General features: G+C 68.4%; 16 protein-coding genes, 1 pseudogene and 1 riboswitch. Of the genes and pseudogenes, 10 read left to right on the top strand and 7 right to left on the bottom strand.

The window, feature by feature from the left end; all coding sequences use genetic code 11:
* Nucleotides 1–34 precede the first annotated feature (34 nt).
* Complete coding sequence (gene proC / locus ASF54_RS05780) at nucleotides 35–868, bottom strand: pyrroline-5-carboxylate reductase (protein WP_055959701.1); 834 nt, start codon at nucleotides 866–868, stop codon at nucleotides 35–37.
* A 72-nt stretch (nucleotides 869–940) separates the two neighbouring features.
* Between proC and ASF54_RS05785 the strand changes: the two genes are divergently transcribed.
* A complete protein-coding gene (locus ASF54_RS05785; RefSeq protein ID WP_055959703.1) occupies nucleotides 941–1948 on the top strand; it encodes a cation diffusion facilitator family transporter in 1008 nt (335 codons plus the stop codon).
* An 88-nt stretch (nucleotides 1949–2036) separates the two neighbouring features.
* On the opposite strand, the gene ASF54_RS05790 is transcribed toward ASF54_RS05785, so the two are convergent.
* A complete protein-coding gene (locus ASF54_RS05790; protein WP_084816147.1) occupies nucleotides 2037–2468 on the bottom strand; it encodes a nucleoside deaminase in 432 nt (143 codons plus the stop codon).
* Nucleotides 2469–2539: 71 nt separating this feature from the next.
* Here ASF54_RS05790 and upp point away from each other — a divergent pair, with 71 nt between their 5' ends.
* The 8 genes from upp to ASF54_RS05830 all read left to right on the top strand — a co-directional run bounded on the left by upp (nucleotide 2540) and on the right by ASF54_RS05830 (nucleotide 10564).
* Nucleotides 2540–3172 (top strand): uracil phosphoribosyltransferase, encoded by a 633-nt coding sequence (upp, locus tag ASF54_RS05795; protein ID WP_055959705.1) that lies wholly within the window; start codon nucleotides 2540–2542, stop codon nucleotides 3170–3172.
* A 525-nt stretch (nucleotides 3173–3697) separates the two neighbouring features.
* A complete protein-coding gene (locus ASF54_RS05800) occupies nucleotides 3698–4474 on the top strand; it encodes a winged helix-turn-helix domain-containing protein (protein ID WP_055959706.1) in 777 nt (258 codons plus the stop codon).
* A 455-nt stretch (nucleotides 4475–4929) separates the two neighbouring features.
* The gene (locus ASF54_RS05805; protein WP_084816148.1) at nucleotides 4930–5583 is read left to right on the top strand and encodes a MarR family winged helix-turn-helix transcriptional regulator; all 654 of its coding nucleotides are present in this window, start codon (nucleotides 4930–4932) and stop codon (nucleotides 5581–5583) included.
* Nucleotides 5584–6957 (top strand): cryptochrome/photolyase family protein, encoded by a 1374-nt coding sequence (locus ASF54_RS05810; RefSeq protein WP_055959708.1) that lies wholly within the window; start codon nucleotides 5584–5586, stop codon nucleotides 6955–6957.
* Nucleotides 6954–8423: a serine hydrolase domain-containing protein gene (locus tag ASF54_RS05815; protein WP_055959710.1), complete on the top strand. Its 1470-nt coding sequence runs from the start codon at nucleotides 6954–6956 to the stop codon at nucleotides 8421–8423. The genes ASF54_RS05810 and ASF54_RS05815 overlap by 4 nt, the downstream gene beginning before the upstream one ends.
* 120 nt (nucleotides 8424–8543) lie before the next feature.
* Nucleotides 8544–8984: a GNAT family N-acetyltransferase gene (locus tag ASF54_RS05820; protein ID WP_055959712.1), complete on the top strand. Its 441-nt coding sequence runs from the start codon at nucleotides 8544–8546 to the stop codon at nucleotides 8982–8984.
* A gap of 179 nt (nucleotides 8985–9163) precedes the next feature.
* Complete coding sequence (locus ASF54_RS05825; protein WP_055959715.1) at nucleotides 9164–9745, top strand: TetR family transcriptional regulator; 582 nt, start codon at nucleotides 9164–9166, stop codon at nucleotides 9743–9745.
* A 33-nt stretch (nucleotides 9746–9778) separates the two neighbouring features.
* Nucleotides 9779–10564, top strand: coding sequence for a dienelactone hydrolase family protein (locus ASF54_RS05830; protein WP_055959717.1), 786 nt, complete (start codon nucleotides 9779–9781; stop codon nucleotides 10562–10564).
* A gap of 196 nt (nucleotides 10565–10760) precedes the next feature.
* Here ASF54_RS05830 and ribH read toward each other — a convergent pair whose 3' ends face one another.
* From ribH to ASF54_RS05850, 4 genes and pseudogenes are all read right to left on the bottom strand, one after another.
* Nucleotides 10761–11252 carry a 6,7-dimethyl-8-ribityllumazine synthase gene (gene ribH, locus ASF54_RS05835; RefSeq protein WP_055959718.1) on the bottom strand — a complete coding sequence of 164 codons (492 nt, stop codon included), beginning with the start codon at nucleotides 11250–11252 and terminating at the stop codon, nucleotides 10761–10763.
* 56 nt (nucleotides 11253–11308) lie between these two features.
* Nucleotides 11309–11914, bottom strand: a pseudogene (ribB, locus tag ASF54_RS05840) (3,4-dihydroxy-2-butanone-4-phosphate synthase); the annotation flags it as partial.
* Between the two features lie 2 nt (nucleotides 11915–11916).
* The gene (locus ASF54_RS05845) at nucleotides 11917–12549 is read right to left on the bottom strand and encodes a riboflavin synthase (RefSeq protein WP_055959720.1); all 633 of its coding nucleotides are present in this window, start codon (nucleotides 12547–12549) and stop codon (nucleotides 11917–11919) included.
* Nucleotides 12550–12652: 103 nt separating this feature from the next.
* Nucleotides 12653–12804: riboswitch (FMN riboswitch) on the bottom strand.
* A gap of 133 nt (nucleotides 12805–12937) precedes the next feature.
* A complete protein-coding gene (locus ASF54_RS05850) occupies nucleotides 12938–13630 on the bottom strand; it encodes a pentapeptide repeat-containing protein (protein WP_055959722.1) in 693 nt (230 codons plus the stop codon).
* 22 nt (nucleotides 13631–13652) lie between these two features.
* Here ASF54_RS05850 and ASF54_RS05855 point away from each other — a divergent pair, with 22 nt between their 5' ends.
* Nucleotides 13653–14531 carry an aminodeoxychorismate lyase gene (locus ASF54_RS05855; protein ID WP_055959724.1) on the top strand — a complete coding sequence of 293 codons (879 nt, stop codon included), beginning with the start codon at nucleotides 13653–13655 and terminating at the stop codon, nucleotides 14529–14531.
* 137 nt (nucleotides 14532–14668) lie between these two features.
* Here the strand turns inward: ASF54_RS05855 and ASF54_RS05860 are convergent, their stop codons facing one another.
* Nucleotides 14669–16063 carry an L-serine ammonia-lyase gene (locus ASF54_RS05860; RefSeq protein WP_055959725.1) on the bottom strand — a complete coding sequence of 465 codons (1395 nt, stop codon included), beginning with the start codon at nucleotides 16061–16063 and terminating at the stop codon, nucleotides 14669–14671.
* Nucleotides 16064–16072: the final 9 nt, after the last annotated feature.

The raw sequence follows: 16072 nt of genomic DNA on the forward strand, positions 1-16072 counted from the left end.
TTCGCCGACCCGGTATCAGGTGGCGGTCGCGCGCCTATTCGGCCGCGATCTCCTTAGCGCGGGTGAGCGCCGCCGCCGTCGCCCGGTCGAAAAGGTCTTTGAGGCCGCCCGACTGGAGCACCTCGACCGCCTTCTCGGTCGTGCCGTTCGGGCTGGTGACGCGGCGGCGGAGCTCCTCGGGCGGCGTGACGTCGTGAGCGAGCAACTCGGACGCCCCCCGGAAGGTGCCCTGCACCATCACCGATGCCTGATGGTCGGTGAAGCCGAGGTCGACAGCTGCGCGGGTCAGCTCTTCGATGAGGTAGAAGACGTAGGCGGGCCCTGATCCCGAGATCGTCGACAGGGCGTCGATCTTGTCTTCGGGGATGGTGACGACCTCGCCGACACAGGCGAAGAGGCTTCGAGCGAGTGCGACGTCGGCGTCGCTCGACCGGCTGCCGCCCGCGAGGCCGGTCACGCCCAGTCCGACGACCGCGGGAGTGTTGGGCATCGAGCGGAGCACGACGACGTGGTCGGGGAGGACGGCCTCCATCGCGGCAATGGTGATGCCGGCGGCGAGGCTCACGACAATCGTGCCCCGCTCGAGGATCGGCGCCATCTCGCGCAACAGGTCGAGCACCATGTAGGGCTTCACGCCGATGAGAACGAGCTTCGCCCCGGTCACCGCCGAGGCGTTGGCCGACGGATCGGTCTCGGTAGCGAGCGACAGCACTCCCCCGTGTCGGAGTGGCGCCGCCTTCGCCTCCGTGCGGTTGGTGACGCGGAGCCCGCCCTCGACGGTCACCTCCGGCCGCACGAGCCCGGCGAGGATCGCGCCACCCATCGAACCGGCTCCGAGAATCGCTGTGGCGGGGAGGGTCGTCGTCATGCGACCCATCCTAGGATTGGCGAGACCGACAGGGGCGACAGCGGCCCGGGGCGCACAAGGAACGAGACAGCCATGGCGAGCGAATCAGGATCCGCGACCACCGAATCCGGGGCCGGCCACGGTGGCGGCCACGGCACGAAGGCGATCTTCGCCGCACTCGGCGCCAACCTCGGCATCGCCGTCGTCAAGCTGATCGCGTGGGCCTTCTCCGGATCGGCCTCGATGCTCGCCGAGGGCATCCACTCGATCGCCGACTCCGCCAACCAGCTCCTCCTCCTGCTGGGCGGACGTCGCTCGAAGCGCGCCGCCGACGAGGAGCACCCCTTCGGCTACGGCCGCGAGCGCTACGTCTACGCCTTCGTCGTGTCGATCATCCTGTTCTCGGTCGGCGGTGTCTTCTCGCTCTACGAAGGCATCGAGAAGCTGCAGCACCCGCACGAGCTCGAGAACGTGTGGCTGCCGCTCGTCGTGCTCGGCATCGCGATCCTCCTCGAGAGCTTCTCGCTGCGCACAGCCCTTCGTGAGGCCCGCCCGCATAAGGGCAACCAGGGCTGGTTCCAGTTCATCCGTCGGGCCAAGGCTCCCGAGCTTCCCGTTCTCCTTCTCGAAGACACCGCGGCCCTCACCGGTCTCATCTTCGCTGCGCTCGGCGTCAGCCTGACGGCGGCAACCGGCAACAGCCTGTTCGACGCCCTTGGCACCGTGCTCATCGGCGCGCTGCTCATCCTCGTGGCGATCATCCTCGGCATCGAGACGAAGAGCCTGCTCGTCGGCGAGGGCGCGTCGGCGACCGACGTCGCATCGATCCGTTCGGCGATCACGACCGGCCCCGAAGTCGAGAACATCATCCACATGAAGACCCTCTACCTCGGCCCGGACGAGCTGCTCGTCGGCGTGAAGGTAGCCCTCGGCGGGCGAATGCTGCTCTCTGACGTGGCAGCGGCGATCAATGCGATCGAGACCAGGATCCGCGCCGCCGTCCCGGTGGCCCGCGTCATCTACATCGAGCCCGACGTGTGGGCCGAGCCCAACGCCGTCGCTCCGCCGACCGACGCGATCGTGATCCGCGCCGCCGACTGAGCTCGACGGGTCGCGATCGACACCACCTTTCGGGGCGAACACCGCTCATCGACGGTGTCGCGACCGAAAAGCGGTGTCTCGGAGCAGGTCAGCGACGGGTCGCGAAGAAGTCGAGCAGCAGAGCGGCGCACTCGTGCTCGCGCACACCGGCGTAGACCTCGGAGCGGAACGGCAGCCGCCGGTCTCGGAGCACGTCGTAGAGGCTGCCCGCGGCACCGGCCTTGTCGTCCCACGCCCCGAAGACCACGCGCGGCACGCGCGCGGCGAGGATCGCCCCGGCGCACATCGGGCACGGCTCCAGGGTCACCACGAGGGTGCACCCGGTGAGGTGCCAGTCGCCGGTGACGGCCGAGGCGGCACGAAGGGCGGTGACCTCGGCGTGGGCCGTCGGATCCTGCAGTTTTTCTCGCTCGTTGTGACCTCGCCCGATCACACGACCGTGCGCGTCGACGACGATCGCGCCCACCGGCACGTCGCCTGACTCGGCACAGCGGGCGGCTTCGTCGAGGGCTCCGGCCATCCAGGCGCCGAACTGCTCGGGAAGAGCGGTCATGGACACCTCCGCTCGTCGACTCCGCTAGCCTCGAGCCTATGCGAGTGCACGTGGCAGACCACCCCCTCATCACCCACAAACTGACCGTGCTGCGCGACCGGGAGACCAAGTCGCCGACGTTCCGAGCCCTCACCGAAGAGCTCGTCACCCTGCTGGCCTACGAGGCCACGCGGAACGTCCGCACCGAGACGATCGACATCACGACCCCGGTCGGCCCCGCCAAGGGGCTGGCCATTTCGAAGCCGCGTCCGCTCATCGTGCCGATCCTGCGCGCCGGGCTCGGCATGCTCGAGGGCATGATGAAGCTGATCCCCTCGGCGGAGGTCGGGTTCCTCGGCATGGTGCGTGACGAGGAGACCCTGCAGCCGGCCACCTACGCCGAGCGTCTGCCCGACGATCTGTCGAACCGCCAGTGCTTCGTGCTCGACCCGATGCTCGCCACCGGCGGATCCCTCATCGCGGCCATCGACTTCCTGCTCGACCGCGGGGCCGTCGACGTGACCGCCGTGTGCATCCTGGCGTCGCCGGAAGGCCTGGCCGCCGTCGAGAAGGCCATGCACGGCCGCGAAGTGACGATCGTGCTCGGCGCGGTCGACGAAAAGCTGAACGAGAACGGATACATCGTGCCGGGGCTCGGCGACGCGGGCGATCGGCTCTACGGCCTCGCCTGAGCGGCGGTTCGCCCGGATCCATGGCCCCTTCGTAGCGCGGCGCGGTTGACACGCGCCGTCGCACTGCGAAACAATCGCCCTATGACTGCACACGCGTACGCCCCGATCACCCGAGAGGCAGGCGCCTTCTCGAAGTCGCAGACCTCCCGAGGTCACCTGGCGCACCTCGGCATGATGATGCCGACCGCAGTTATGTGTTGTCGAATGCACGCTTAATCGCCTGTAAGTCTCACAAGACAGTCGACCCGCCGAGTCTCCGTGGGTTCGTAGGCCTGATACAGCTGCCTCACGACCCGCACCCTCAATGCGAGCACATCCGCTCGCGAGGTTGACTCCGGATGCACACCCGCCCACCCGGCGGCGCATCCCCTCCCGCTCCACGATCTTGAGCCTCATTCCGCTCGACGTGGACGCCTCGCGGCACACACACGAAGGCATCACGTTCCTTCTCCGCACGTCCCTGCACTTCACGGGGCTGCATCAGCGGACGAACGGATCCTTCTCCAGTCCAAGGACGCCCCCACCATGTCTCTCGCACTCGACACCACCCCCACCCGCCACCTCAGCGCTGTTCCGGAAGCGGCACCCGCGGCCCCGGCCTCGGCCTCGGGTTCGGCTTCGGCTTCGGCTTCGGCTTCGGCTTCGGCTCCGGCTTCGGCTTCGGCTCCGGCTTCGGCTCCTCGCCTTCGGGCCGTCCCGGACGGGACCGAGGCCCGCGGCTTCGTGCTCTACGTCGGCATCGACGAGCTCAAGGCCCTCGAGGCCGGTACCAGCCTCGGCGAGATCGTCTCGCAGCTGAAGGCCCTCACCCAGCAGCTCGCGCCCAGCGCCGAAACTCACGCGGCCGTCGCCCTGGCCCCCGAGGGTGCCGGCGGGCGCGATGTCGACGTCGTCCGTCTCGCCCTGCACGACCCCGCAGCACTCGCGAAGCACCGTGGAACCGAGATCGACGAGGAGCCCGGTGCCCGAGGCGGCGTGGTCGTCGACATCTCACGCAAGCGCCTTCTTCTCGACGGTGACGCCGCTCCCCTGACCTACAAGGAGTTCGAGCTGCTGCAGTACCTCGTGCTGCGGGAGGGCCGCACCATCGACCGCGCCGAGCTCATCTCGAGCCTGTGGTCGGCCGCCGACGACGAGGTGCCGAACGAGCGCACCATCGATGTGCACGTGCGCCGCCTGCGCTCCAAGCTCGGGGCGTTCGAAGACATCGTGCGCACCGTCCGCGGAGTCGGCTACCGCTTCGACCGTCACGCCGACGTCTCGATTCGTCAGGCGTCGACTCCGTCGCCCGACGTGTTCTGACCCCTCTTGCGTCGGCTCGGCCGCAAATTCGAAGGAAAAACCCGCGGCCGCCGCCGAAGTCATGCCGATCGGGGCCGGTCTGCGCCGGGATCTCCTTCGAATTTGCAGAGGGGGCAGAGCGCAGGATCCGGGCGTCCCCCGATCGACCCACCGTGCGTACCCCGGTTCATCTCCCGGCAACACTCCTGTAAGCCCATTCCCAGAAAAATAACGATTCGGTAACTAGACCCCGTTACCAAGCCGTTATAGATTGATGTCACTGAAGTCGTTTGCTGTGGCGGCTCCAGTGGAATGTGATTGCAGGACACTCTTGGTGCAAGGGAGAGGGTCGGTCTCAAGCCTCTGAGACCGACCCTCAGTCCGTTAACCGTGGTCGCCTGTGGCCTGTGGAAAGATCCGGTCGCTGTCAGCGACTCCTCCCTAGACTGGTGGCTCTCGCCAGCAAGGAGCAGTACATGACAACGGCGTCCCCGACAGACACGGTGCCCGCGGACGGCAGCACGCCCGCAAAGGGCACTGCGCCCACGAAGGGCATTGTGCCTGCCAAAGGCATTGCAGCCTCAAAGGGAGACAAAGCCCTCGCTGTCGGCGCCTGGGAGGCCCTGTTCCGAGCCCAGGTCACGATCATGCGCGAACTGACCGCCTGCTTTCCGACCGGCGAGATCTCGTTCAATGAGTACGACGTGCTCTTCAACCTGTCGAACCAAACCGATCGCAGGGCGCGAATCAAAGACCTCACGCAGCACCTGCTTCTTACTCAGCCGAGCATCAGTCGACTGGTCGACCGTCTAGCGGCCAAGGGCATCGTCGAGAAGCAGAGCGATCCAGGCGACGGTCGCGGCATCATCGTGGCCCTGACGACTATCGGCGCCGACGTGTTCCGTTCGACGGCAGTGCGGCATGCCGACGCTATTTCGCGACGCGTCGGGGGCACCCTCGACCACGACGAACTGATGCAGCTCCAGGCGCTCTGCACGAAGCTCCGCCAGGGGCCGAAGATCGCCGAGACTCCCGACGAAGATCGGGTCTGCCTCCCCGGCGACGCGGCAGATGTGCTCGACGAGCCCTCCGATCCCGGCACGGCCGCGACGACGACGGTGGGCCTCTGAATGGGCTCCCCCACCCTGGTCTGGTTGCGCGACGACCTACGAATCGGCGACAACCCCGCACTGCACAAGGCAGTCGAGCGCGGCGAGCCGATCGTCGTCGTCTACGTGCTCGAAGACGACTCGCGCGGGCTTCGTCCCCTCGGCGCCGCTTCGAGATGGTGGCTGCACCAGAGCCTCACCGCCCTCGGCGACGACCTGGAGAAACGCGGCGCGGCACTGACGTTGCGCACGGGTGATGCCGTCACCGTCATCCCCGATCTGGTCGACGAGATCGGAGCGGGCGCGGTCTACTGGAACCGCCGGTACGGCAAAGCCGCTCGCGAGATCGACACCGCGATCAAGAGCGGTCTTCACGAGCAAGACATCGAAGCCCACAGCTTTCAGGGCAGCCTGATGTTCGAACCATGGACGATCCAGACGGGTTCCGGCACACCGTTCAAGGTCTTCACTCCCTTCTATCGCGCGTGCCTGGAGCAACCGGAGCCGCGGCACCCCTACCCGGCGCCGAAGCAGCTCGACGGCCTGAAGCCGGAGCCGAAGAGTGACGACCTCGGATCCTGGGGTCTTCTCCCCACGAAGCCCGACTGGGCGTCCGGGCTGCGTGACCGCTGGGTGCCCGGAGAGCACGAGGCGCATGCCACTCTCGAGCGCTTCATCGGCGACGATCTCGCGCAGTACAACGATCGCGACTTCCCCGCCGACGACACCACCAGCCATCTTTCGCCGTATCTGCGATTCGGTGAGATCAGCCCGTTCCAGGTGTGGCATCGGGTGCGGGGCGACCTCTCGGCCCCCCAGCGTGCGCAGGCCGCCGGGTTCCTCCGCGAGGTCGTCTGGCGTGAGTTCAACTACACCGTGCTCTTTGCGAACCCCGACCTCGCGACCTCGAATTACCGGCCCGAGTTCGATGCGTTCGAGTGGGCGACACCCGAGCCCGGCGAGGTCGAGGCGTGGCAGCAGGGCAAAACGGGCATCCCCCTGGTCGACGCCGGTATGCGCGAGCTGTGGTCGTCGGGAGTCATGCACAACCGCGTGCGCATGGTGACCGCGAGCTTCTTGATCAAGAACCTCCTGATCGACTGGCGGGTCGGCGAGCAGTGGTTCTGGGATTGCCTGGTCGACGCCGACGAGGCCAGCAACCCCGGCAACTGGCAGTGGGTCGCCGGCTCCGGTGCCGATGCTGCGCCGTACTTCCGCGTGTTTAACCCCGTGCTGCAGGCCGACAAGTTCGACAAGCATGGCGAGTACATCCGCCAGTGGGTGCCCGAATACGGCACCGACGACTACCCCGAGCCGATGGTCGACCTCAAGGCCAGCCGAGCTCAGGCCCTCGCGGCCTACGCCGACATGCGAACCAAGGCAGGGCTGAAGTGACCCCATTCGACGAAGCACTCCGCGGCGTCGACCGGCTGTTCGAGCAGCGGTCCACCGAGACGCGGGCCCCGAGCGCGTCGTACGGGGTCTTCACGCCGGGCGGCCTTGTGCACACCGGGTCGACCGGGGCCGTGGCGGGATCCTCGCCCACCGCCGACACGATCTACCGAATCGCCTCGTGCACGAAGAGCTTTACGGCGACCGTCGTCCTCGCCCTTCGCGACGCCGGGCAGCTGGGCCTCGACAACCCGATCACGCGCTACATCCCGGCGTTCGAGGCGGTTCGTCTGCCGACCGCCGACTCCCCCGTGCCGACGATCCGGATGCTGCTGACGATGTCGGCGGGCTTCCCGACCGACGACCCCTGGGGCGACCGGCAGGAGTCGATCACCGACGACGAACTCGACGCGCTCCTCGGCACGGGCCTCCGGTTCGACAGCGTTCCCGGCACGACCTTCGCGTACTCCAATCTCGGCTATGCGCTTCTCGGACGCATCATCAGCGTCGTCGCCGGGCGCCCCTACCGCGATGTCGTCACCGACACGATCCTCCGACCCCTCGGCCTCACATCGACCGGTTTCGTTCGACCGGACGACGACTCCCGGCTCGCGATCGGCCACCGGCGGCTCGACGACGAGTGGCAACCGCTGCCGTTCTCCGGGCCGGGCGGCTTCTCATCGATCGGCGGCCTCTTCAGCACAGTGACCGATCTTGCGCGGTGGGCGCGCTGGCTGGCGTCGGCCTTCGACGGTGCGGCTCGCGATGCCGGTGCCGACGACGCCGCACGATCTGTCAGCTCGGCAGACCACGACGGCATCCTTTCGAGATCGTCGCGACGCGAGATGCAGCAGTTCCAGCGATTCGTACCGTCGGTGTCGGCCTCCACCGGCAGCCCCGCCGGCTACGGGTTCGGGCTGTTCGTCGAGGAGGTGCCCGGGCTCGGGCCGGTCGTGTCGCACTCGGGCGGGTATCCGGGCTTTTCGGCGCACATGCGCTGGCACGCCGGATCCGGCATAGGTATCGTGGCCTTCGAGAACGCCACCTACGCGCAGGTGTCGGTGCCCGCGGCGGCGACTCTGCACGCCCTCCTCAGCGAGGTGGGCGCCGTGCCCGCGGCCGAGGTGTGGCCCGAAACCCGTGTCGCGCAGGCTGCCGTCGATGCCGCTGTGCGCGGGGGCTCCCTATTCGATCCGGCCCTCGTCTCACCCAACGTCGAGCTCGACATCCCCTTCACCCATCGGCGGCGCGTCTGGGCCGAGGCGATCGCCGCGGTCGGAGAGCTCGAACCGGCCTCGCTGCCCGACCGCCTCACGGTCGACGCCGACGCGGGTGAATCATCCCAGGCCCCATCGCACCTCCGCTGGCGGATCGTCGGCGACCGGGGCGCCCTTCGCGTCGAGATCCGCCTCACTCCCGAGGGAACCCCGCGCGTCCAAACACTGACCGTGCGCCCCGAGCACGCCTGATCGTCGGCCGTCAGCGAGAGTCCAGTAGATGCGGGTTCGGTGCCCGGCGACACGCACCTACTGGAGTCTCGAATCCCAGCGGCGAAAGCGGGGCGCAGGGGCGATCGGTACGCTCGGAGGATGACCGTCACGTATCACCGCGCGCCCACCGCTGAGCTCGATCCGGTCGTGCTGTATCGGATCCTTCGGCTGCGGGTCGACGTCTTCGTGGTCGAGCAGGAGTGCGCCTACCCGGAACTCGACGGGCGCGACCTCGAAGAAGGCACCGTCCAATTCTGGGCCGAGGTCGACGGCGAGGTAACGGCGACGCTGCGCCTTCTCGACGACGGCGACTCCGTCCGGCGTATCGGACGCGTCGCCACCGCGGTCGCCGCGCGCGGGCAGGGGCACGCGGGCGTGCTGATGCAGCAGGCGGTCGATGCCAGCGGCGGGCGAGCGATGCGGCTCGATGCGCAGGCACGCCTGGAGGGCTGGTACGGCCGCTTCGGGTTCGTGCGCGACGGCGCCGACTTTCTCGAGGACGACATCGTGCATGCGCCGATGGCGCGCCCAGCAAGCTGAGCCCGATGGCGCGGCCGGCAAGCTGAGCCCGATGGCGCGCCCGGCACGCTGAACCCGGAGGTGCGCCCCGCACGCTGCCCCTGGCAGACGAACCGCAGGATCCTGCCCCCGCCGCTCGACCGAACCATTCTTCTCGGAAACCTGTCAATCAGATGCCTCCCGGGTAATACACTCGAAAAATGGCACGCCGCGACACACCACCCCGCGAACGACTCCTTCTCGCCGCTCACGCGGAATTCGCAGAGCGAGGGCTCGCCGGGGCGCGAATCGACACCATCGCCCGACAGGCCGAGGCCAGCAAAGAGCGGCTGTACGCGCACTTCAAGACGAAGCGCGACCTGTTCGACGCGGCTCTGGCCGACTCGCTCGACCGATGGGTCGCAGCCGTGCCGATGGACGCTCGCGATCTGCCCGGGTGGGCTTCGCGCCTCTACCTGCACTTCGCGGGTCATCGTGACGACGCGCGCCTTCTGCTCTGGGGTCAGATCGAGGGCGTGACGTTTGCCGCTCCCGGAGTCATCGACCACGAAGAGCTAGACGCACGCCGAAAGAGCGTGCTCGACGCTCAGAACGAGGGCCTCATCAGCCCGGACTGGCGGCCCGACGAGGTGCTCACCCTCGTGTTCGGACTCGTTCTCTCGTGGTTCGTGACGCCAGGTACGACGAACCTCCACCTTCGCAACGACGACCGTCGCGCAGCTGTCATCCACCAGGCCGTGACCCGGCTCATCGCCGGTAATCCCCTGCCCGTCACCGACTGACAGCACCGGTCCGCCAAGGAGTAGCCTCCCCTCGTGACCCTCGACCGAGACTCCCTGACCCCTGCCCTCCGCGACGTGCTCGACAGCGTCCCCGACACCTCCGGCGTCGTCACCGAAAGCGTGATGAACACCGCCGGTGGCACCGACATCGAGGGCTACGTCGCCCGCCCCGAGGGCCACGACCTCCGCCCCGGCGTACTCGTGATCCACGACTGGTTCGGCCTCGTCGACCACGTGAAGGTGCGCGCCGAGATGCTCGCCCGCCTCGGCTACGTCGCTCTCGCGGGCGACATCTACGGTGCCGACGATCGTCCGGCCAACGGCGACGAAGCGGCTGCCCTCGCCGGCAAGTTCTATGGCGACACCGACCTCTTTCGCGAGCGCGTCCTCGCAAACCTCGACGTGCTCCGCGCGACCCCGGGCGTCGACCCGGAGCGAATCGCCGTCATGGGCTACTGCTTCGGCGGCTCGGCCTCGCTCGAGGCGGTGCGCGCCGGAGCGGACGTCGCGGGTGTGGTCTCGTTCCACGGCGGCCTGAAGACGGGCGCGCCTGCCGAGCCCGGCTCGGTCAGCGCGCCGGTGCTCGTACTGACGGGCGCTGACGACCCGGTTGTTCCGCCGAGCGACGTGGTCGCGTTCGAAGACGAGATGAAGAGCGCGGGATCCGATGACTGGCAGGTCGTCACCTACTCCGGCGCCCTTCACGCGTTCGCCGTTCCGGACGCCGACGCGCCCGAGCACGGCGCCGCCTTCCAGGCCACCGCCAATCGCCGGTCGTGGGCCGCGATGCAGACCTTCTTCGGTGAGGTGTTCGCGTAGGCGAGCGGAGCGACCGGCGTCTCGTGAGGGTGCGATCTACACCCACATGATGGGCGTGCACCGGCCTAAACGGCACAGACCCGCACGATCGGCATAAACAGCCCGGCTAGGGCAGGTGTTTAGGCCGGTGGTGCGGGTCTGTGCCGGTTGCGCGGGTCTGTGCCGGCTACGCGGGTCCGTGCCCCTGGAACAGTGGTCAGGCGACGCTGACCGACGCCGCCGCAAGCTGACGCAGCGTCAGCACCGTCTCGACCGCGGCCGAAGCGGCCTCCGCACCCTTGTCTTCTTTCGAGTCGGGGTAGCCGGCCCGGTCGATGCCCTGCTGCTCGTCGTCGAGGGTGAGCAGCCCGAAGCCGACGGGCTTGCCCGTGTCGATCGCCACTCGAGTGAGCCCAGAGGTCGCGGCGTCCGAGACGTATTCGAAATGGGGCGTACCGCCGCGGATGATGACTCCGAGGGCAACGACCGCGTCGGCACCGTTCTCGAGTGCGGCCTTCGCCACGACCGGAAGCTCGAAGCTGCCGGGCACCCGCACGACCGAGACCGTGGCATTCATGGCCTCGAGCGACCGGAGCGCTCCGGCGAGAAGGCCTTCGGCGATGACCGTGTGCCAGGTGCCTGAGACGACCGTGACACGGACTCCCGTGCCGTCGATGTCGCTGGTGGTGGGTGCTCCCTCGCCGCTCATGCGGTTTCTCCTTCAAATTCTGACGTGCTGTCGGACGTGGTGGTCTGGGCTGGTGCGTCGAGCCAGTCGACGAGCTGGGCGATCGTGATGACCGGCACGCCCTCGCGAGCACCGAACTCGCGCAGGGCCGGCAACCGCATCATCTCGCCGTCGTCGGCGACGATCTCGCTGATCACGCCGACCGGCTGGAGCCCCGCGGCGATCATGAGGTCGACAGCCGCCTCGGTGTGTCCGTTGCGCACCCGCACACCGCCCGCGACCGCGCGGAGCGGCAGGATGTGGCCGGGCCGGTGCAGGTCGGATCGGACCGACTCGGGGTCGGCCAACACCCGCAGGGTCCGGGCTCGGTCGTGCGCCGAGATGCCGGTCGTCACGCCCGACACCGCGTCGACGCTGATCGTGTAGGCCGTGCCCCGAACGTCTTCGTTGTGGGCGACCATCGGCGGCAGGTCGAGCCGGTCGGCGATCTCGGCCGTCATCGGCGCACACACGAATCCCGATGAGTAGCGGACCAGCCAGGCCAGCCACTCCTTCGAGGCGAGCTCGGCCGAGAGGATGATGTCGCCCTCGTTCTCGCGCGACTCGTCGTCGGCGACGATCACCGGGCGCCCCAGGCGCAGCTGCTCCAGCGCGGTGTCGATGGTGTCGAGCGAGGTGGTCACGGTCACAGAGCCGTCCCCACCGTCTGGATCTCGTCGATCCGCAGCATGCGACGCACGTGACGCGCCAGCACGTCGGTCTCGACATTGACCCGATCGCCGATGGACTTCTGCCCCAGCGTCGTCGCGGCGAGGGTCTCGGGAATCAACGACACCTCGAACCACCCATCCGCGGCTCCGGGCTCCGAGATGTCACTCACGGTCAGGCTCACGCCCTCGAGGGTGACCGAGCCCTTGTCGACAAGAAGCGGGGCGAGCTCTTCCGACAGGCTGAAGCGCAGTCGGCGCCAGGCGTCGCCCGGGTGGATCTCGAGGAGCTCGGAGGTGCCGTCGACGTGACCCTGCACGATGTGGCCGCCGAGTCGATCGCCGACGCGTGCTGCCCGCTCGAGGTTGACGCGGGATCCTGCGGTCAGGTCTCCGATCGTGCTCATGACGAGGGTCTGCCGCATCACGTCGGCCGTGAAGGTCTCGTCGGTCGAGGCGACCACGGTGAGGCACACGCCGCTGACGGCGATCGAGTCGCCGTGGTGGACGCCGTCGACGGCGAGCGGCCCTCGGACGGTCAGGCGGACGGAGTCGTCTCCGGCGTCGACCTGGACGATCTCGCCCAGCTCTTCGATGATTCCCGTGAACACGTGGGGCCTCCGGTCAATGATGTCGATGGTGATGACAGAGCACTCCGGGGAAAGGTCGACCGATGGCCGCCACCCGCGCACCAGGAAATACAGGTGTGCACGGGCACGCGCTGCCTCCCATCCGGACTTTCACCGTCGGTACTGGAATCACACCAGTTCAGCCGACTGCGCGCCGCGATCATGATGATCGCGGTTCACAGGCGGGTCGCGGACTATACCGCCGGTTCAGAATCTCACTGACCCCGGAGCGCGTTGCTTAATTCTCAAGTTAGCACCGGATTGTTTCGGCCGTCTTACGCATTACGTCCGTCGACATTTCGCCGCCCGCGCACGGCCAAAAAGCCCGGAAAACCAAGGATCCGCCGCCTCCGCCGCAGGAACGTGCCTCTCAGCGGACGATCAGCCCGATCCGCGCGGCCAGCAGCGGTGCGAGCAGGCCGAGCTGGAACTCGTCGATCACGGCCCCCGACACCCCCTCGAGCCCGTCGACCCGGTCGAAGGTCGCACCGCGGAGGTCGACGGACGCCAACCGGGCGCCCGTGACATCGAGCGAGCCCAGGCGGCAGTCGACAAGCGACACCCGGGTCGCGACGGCCCCGCCCAGGTCGAGTTCACCGATCGAGCAGCCCTCGATGACCACGTCGGTGAGCGTCGACGAGCGCAGATTCAGGTAGTCGATCTTGCCGCCCGAGAGGCGCAGCGACTCGATCTCGGAGTCGAACAGCTCGGCGGACCCCCACCGCGGCCGATCGAGTCGAACGGCCCGCCAGGTCGTGCGAGCGGCCTTGAGCTCGGGCGCGAACGAGTCGACGAAGCGCGACTCGACGAACCGGCCTCCCCGGAGCCGCGCTCCCCCGAGGCTCACGCCGTCGAAGACGCACTCCCTGAAGCTCGAGCCCTCGAGGTCGTAGTCGGTGAGGTCGCCGCCGTCGAAGCGCACTCCGTCGTGTGATTCGCGCGACCCCAGGTCTTCGGCCGACCCGGAGACCAGTGATTCGGCATCCAGGTCGGGATCGTCGACGCGAGGCGCCTCGACCTCGTCGCCGGTGGTCTTCTTCGTCGGTCGTCGCGCAGTGGCCATGCCAGAACGGTACCGTCGGGGTATGACAGTGAAGCCGATTCTGCTGATGCTCCGCACCGATTCGTCGGGTGATATCGAAGTGCGGGCGGCGGATCCTGATGTTCCCCAGGTGTCGGTGCTCGACTTCGGGGTGACGCGCGGAGACGGCGTGTTCGAGAGCATCGGAGTGGTCGGCGGACGCCCGCAGGCCCTTGAACCGCATCTCGAGCGACTCGCGAAGTCGGCGGCGATGCTCGACCTGCCGGAGCCGCCGCTGGACGTCTGGCGCTCGGCCGTGTTTCAGAGCATCGAGCTGGCCGGGCCCGATGATGCCGGCGAGGAGCTCCTCGTCAAACTGATCTACACGCGTGGTATCGAGGGCGGGGACGACACGGCGACCGGGTGGGTCCACCTGTTCTCGTCGGGCCCCTACGACCACGAACGCGAGGGCGGGATCTCGGTGGTGACGCTCGACCGCGGCTACCGGAGCGACGTCGCGACCACGTCGCCGTGGCTGCTGCAGGGCGCGAAGACCCTCTCGTACGCCGTGAACAAGGCCGCCCTTCGCGAGGCGGGCCGGCGCGGAGCCGACGACGTCATCTTTGTCTCGACCGACGGCATCGTGCTCGAGGGCCCGAACTCGACGGTCATCGCGCTCATCGATGGCGTCTACGTGACGACGCCGTCGTCGCTCGGGGTGTTGGAGGGGACGACGCAGGCGGCGTTCTTCGCGGATGCCGAGGGGCGAGGAGCGGCGACGGAGTACCGCTCGATTACGGTCGACGAGCTGCGGGCGGCGTCGGCGCTGTGGCTGGCATCGTCGGGTCGGCAGATCGCGCCGGTGGTGACGCTCGACGGCGTGGCAGTGGCGCAGGATCCGGCGTTCACGTCTGCTGCGGTCGGCCGGTTGCTGGCGCGCTGATCCAGGCGGTGCTTGCCCTGCAAATTTAAAGGAGATTTCTGGGCTGAGGGCCCCGGATCCGCCTCACTTTCGGGCTGAGCGCGCGTTTTTCCTTCGAATTTGCACAGGGGCGCCGGCGACCAGTTGGCCGGGCCGGGTCAGCACTCGATGACGTTGACCGCGAGGCCCGCGGCGCTTGTCTCCTTGTAGTTGGCCGACATGTCGCGCCCGGTCTGCCGCATCGTCTCGATCACGGTGTCGAGGCTGATGAAGTGCGAGCCGTCGCCGAGCAGCGCCAGGCGGGCGGCCGACACGGCGGTTCCCGACGCGATGGCGTTGCGTTCGATGCAGGGCACCTGCACGAAGCCGCCGACCGGGTCGCAGGTCAGGCCGAGGTGGTGCTCCATCGCGATCTCGGCCGCGTTCTCGATTTGGCGCACTGTTCCGCCGAGCACCGCGCACAACCCGGCGGCCGCCATCGACGCGGCTGTTCCGACCTCGCCCTGGCATCCGGCCTCCGCGCCCGAGATCGACGCGTTGCGCTTGTACAAGGATCCGACGACGGCCGCGGTCAGCAGGTAGTCGCGCACGATCGACTCTCGCGAGATGCCGAGGAAGGTCAGCGCGTACTTGCCGACCGCCGGGATGATGCCGGCCGCGCCGTTCGTCGGCGCCGTCACGACTCGGCCTCCCCCGGCGTTCTCTTCATTGACCGCGAGCGCAAACGCCTGGAGCCAGCGGTGCGGCGCGTCCGGAACAGCCGCTCCCCCGGCCTCCTCGGCGGTGAGATGCGCGGCGACGTCATGAGCGCGACGCGGCACCTGCATCCAGCCGGGCATGACGCCTGTTGTCGTGAGTCCGGCATCGATGCACTCCTCCATTGCCGACCAGCGCTCCTCGAGGCCCGCCTCGAGGGCGTCGACCCCGTGGAGTGCAACCTCGTTCTGCCAGGCGACATCCGCGATCGCGAGGCCGGCGCGATCACAGACCCCCAGCAGCTCGGCCGCCGTGGCGAAGCCGAGCGGCGCTTCACGAGTCGGCAGGGCGCGATCCGCTTCTCCTTCGCGGACCACGAATCCACCGCCGACCGAGAAGTACACGTCGCGCCCGAGGCTCGCACCGGCCGCATCGCGCGCCTCGAACGAGAGGGCATTCGGGTGCTCGGGCAAGCGGGTCAGGGGCGCGAGGCGGAGGTCGTCGCGACCGAAAGGAACGGTGATCTGGCCGGCGAGGGTGAGGGATCCTGCGCTCTCGATCCTGTCTCGCAACCCCCGCACGTCTTCGGGGTCGCAGGTCTCCGGCTCAAGCCCCTGCAGGCCCGCGAGGACCGCGTCGAGGGTGCCGTGGCCGAGGCCCGTGGCGGCGAGCGACCCGTAGAGGACGACCTCGACGCGCGCGATCTGCTCGGGTGACTGACCGTTCGAAGCGAAGGATCCGAGGAGTTCGGCGACGAAGCGGCTCGCGGCCCGCATCGGACCGACCGTGTGCGACGACGACGGGCCGATCCCCACGGAGAAGAGGTCGAGGGCCGAGACGTACCGCGTGGAGCTCATGCTTCGAGG

The sequence above is a fragment of the Frondihabitans sp. Leaf304 genome (assembly GCF_001423105.1).
In the GTDB taxonomy this organism is placed as follows: domain Bacteria; phylum Actinomycetota; class Actinomycetes; order Actinomycetales; family Microbacteriaceae; genus Frondihabitans.

What these genes read in the sequence shown, in the direction of transcription:
- upp (WP_055959705.1), top strand. Translation starts at nt 2,540, where the DNA reads ATGCGAGTGCACGTGGCAGACCACCCCCTCATCACCCACAAACTGACC.
- ASF54_RS05810 (WP_055959708.1), top strand. Translation starts at nt 5,584, where the DNA reads ATGGGCTCCCCCACCCTGGTCTGGTTGCGCGACGACCTACGAATCGGC.
- ASF54_RS05800 (WP_055959706.1), top strand. Translation starts at nt 3,698, where the DNA reads ATGTCTCTCGCACTCGACACCACCCCCACCCGCCACCTCAGCGCTGTT.
- ASF54_RS05825 (WP_055959715.1), top strand. Translation starts at nt 9,164, where the DNA reads ATGGCACGCCGCGACACACCACCCCGCGAACGACTCCTTCTCGCCGCT.
- ASF54_RS05850 (WP_055959722.1), bottom strand. Translation starts at nt 13,630, where the DNA reads ATGGCCACTGCGCGACGACCGACGAAGAAGACCACCGGCGACGAGGTC.
- ASF54_RS05860 (WP_055959725.1), bottom strand. Translation starts at nt 16,063, where the DNA reads ATGAGCTCCACGCGGTACGTCTCGGCCCTCGACCTCTTCTCCGTGGGG.
- proC (WP_055959701.1), bottom strand. Translation starts at nt 868, where the DNA reads ATGACGACGACCCTCCCCGCCACAGCGATTCTCGGAGCCGGTTCGATG.
- ASF54_RS05790 (WP_084816147.1), bottom strand. Translation starts at nt 2,468, where the DNA reads ATGGCCGGAGCCCTCGACGAAGCCGCCCGCTGTGCCGAGTCAGGCGAC.
- ASF54_RS05785 (WP_055959703.1), top strand. Translation starts at nt 941, where the DNA reads ATGGCGAGCGAATCAGGATCCGCGACCACCGAATCCGGGGCCGGCCAC.
- ASF54_RS05805 (WP_084816148.1), top strand. Translation starts at nt 4,930, where the DNA reads ATGACAACGGCGTCCCCGACAGACACGGTGCCCGCGGACGGCAGCACG.
- ASF54_RS05855 (WP_055959724.1), top strand. Translation starts at nt 13,653, where the DNA reads ATGACAGTGAAGCCGATTCTGCTGATGCTCCGCACCGATTCGTCGGGT.
- ribH (WP_055959718.1), bottom strand. Translation starts at nt 11,252, where the DNA reads ATGAGCGGCGAGGGAGCACCCACCACCAGCGACATCGACGGCACGGGA.
- ASF54_RS05820 (WP_055959712.1), top strand. Translation starts at nt 8,544, where the DNA reads ATGACCGTCACGTATCACCGCGCGCCCACCGCTGAGCTCGATCCGGTC.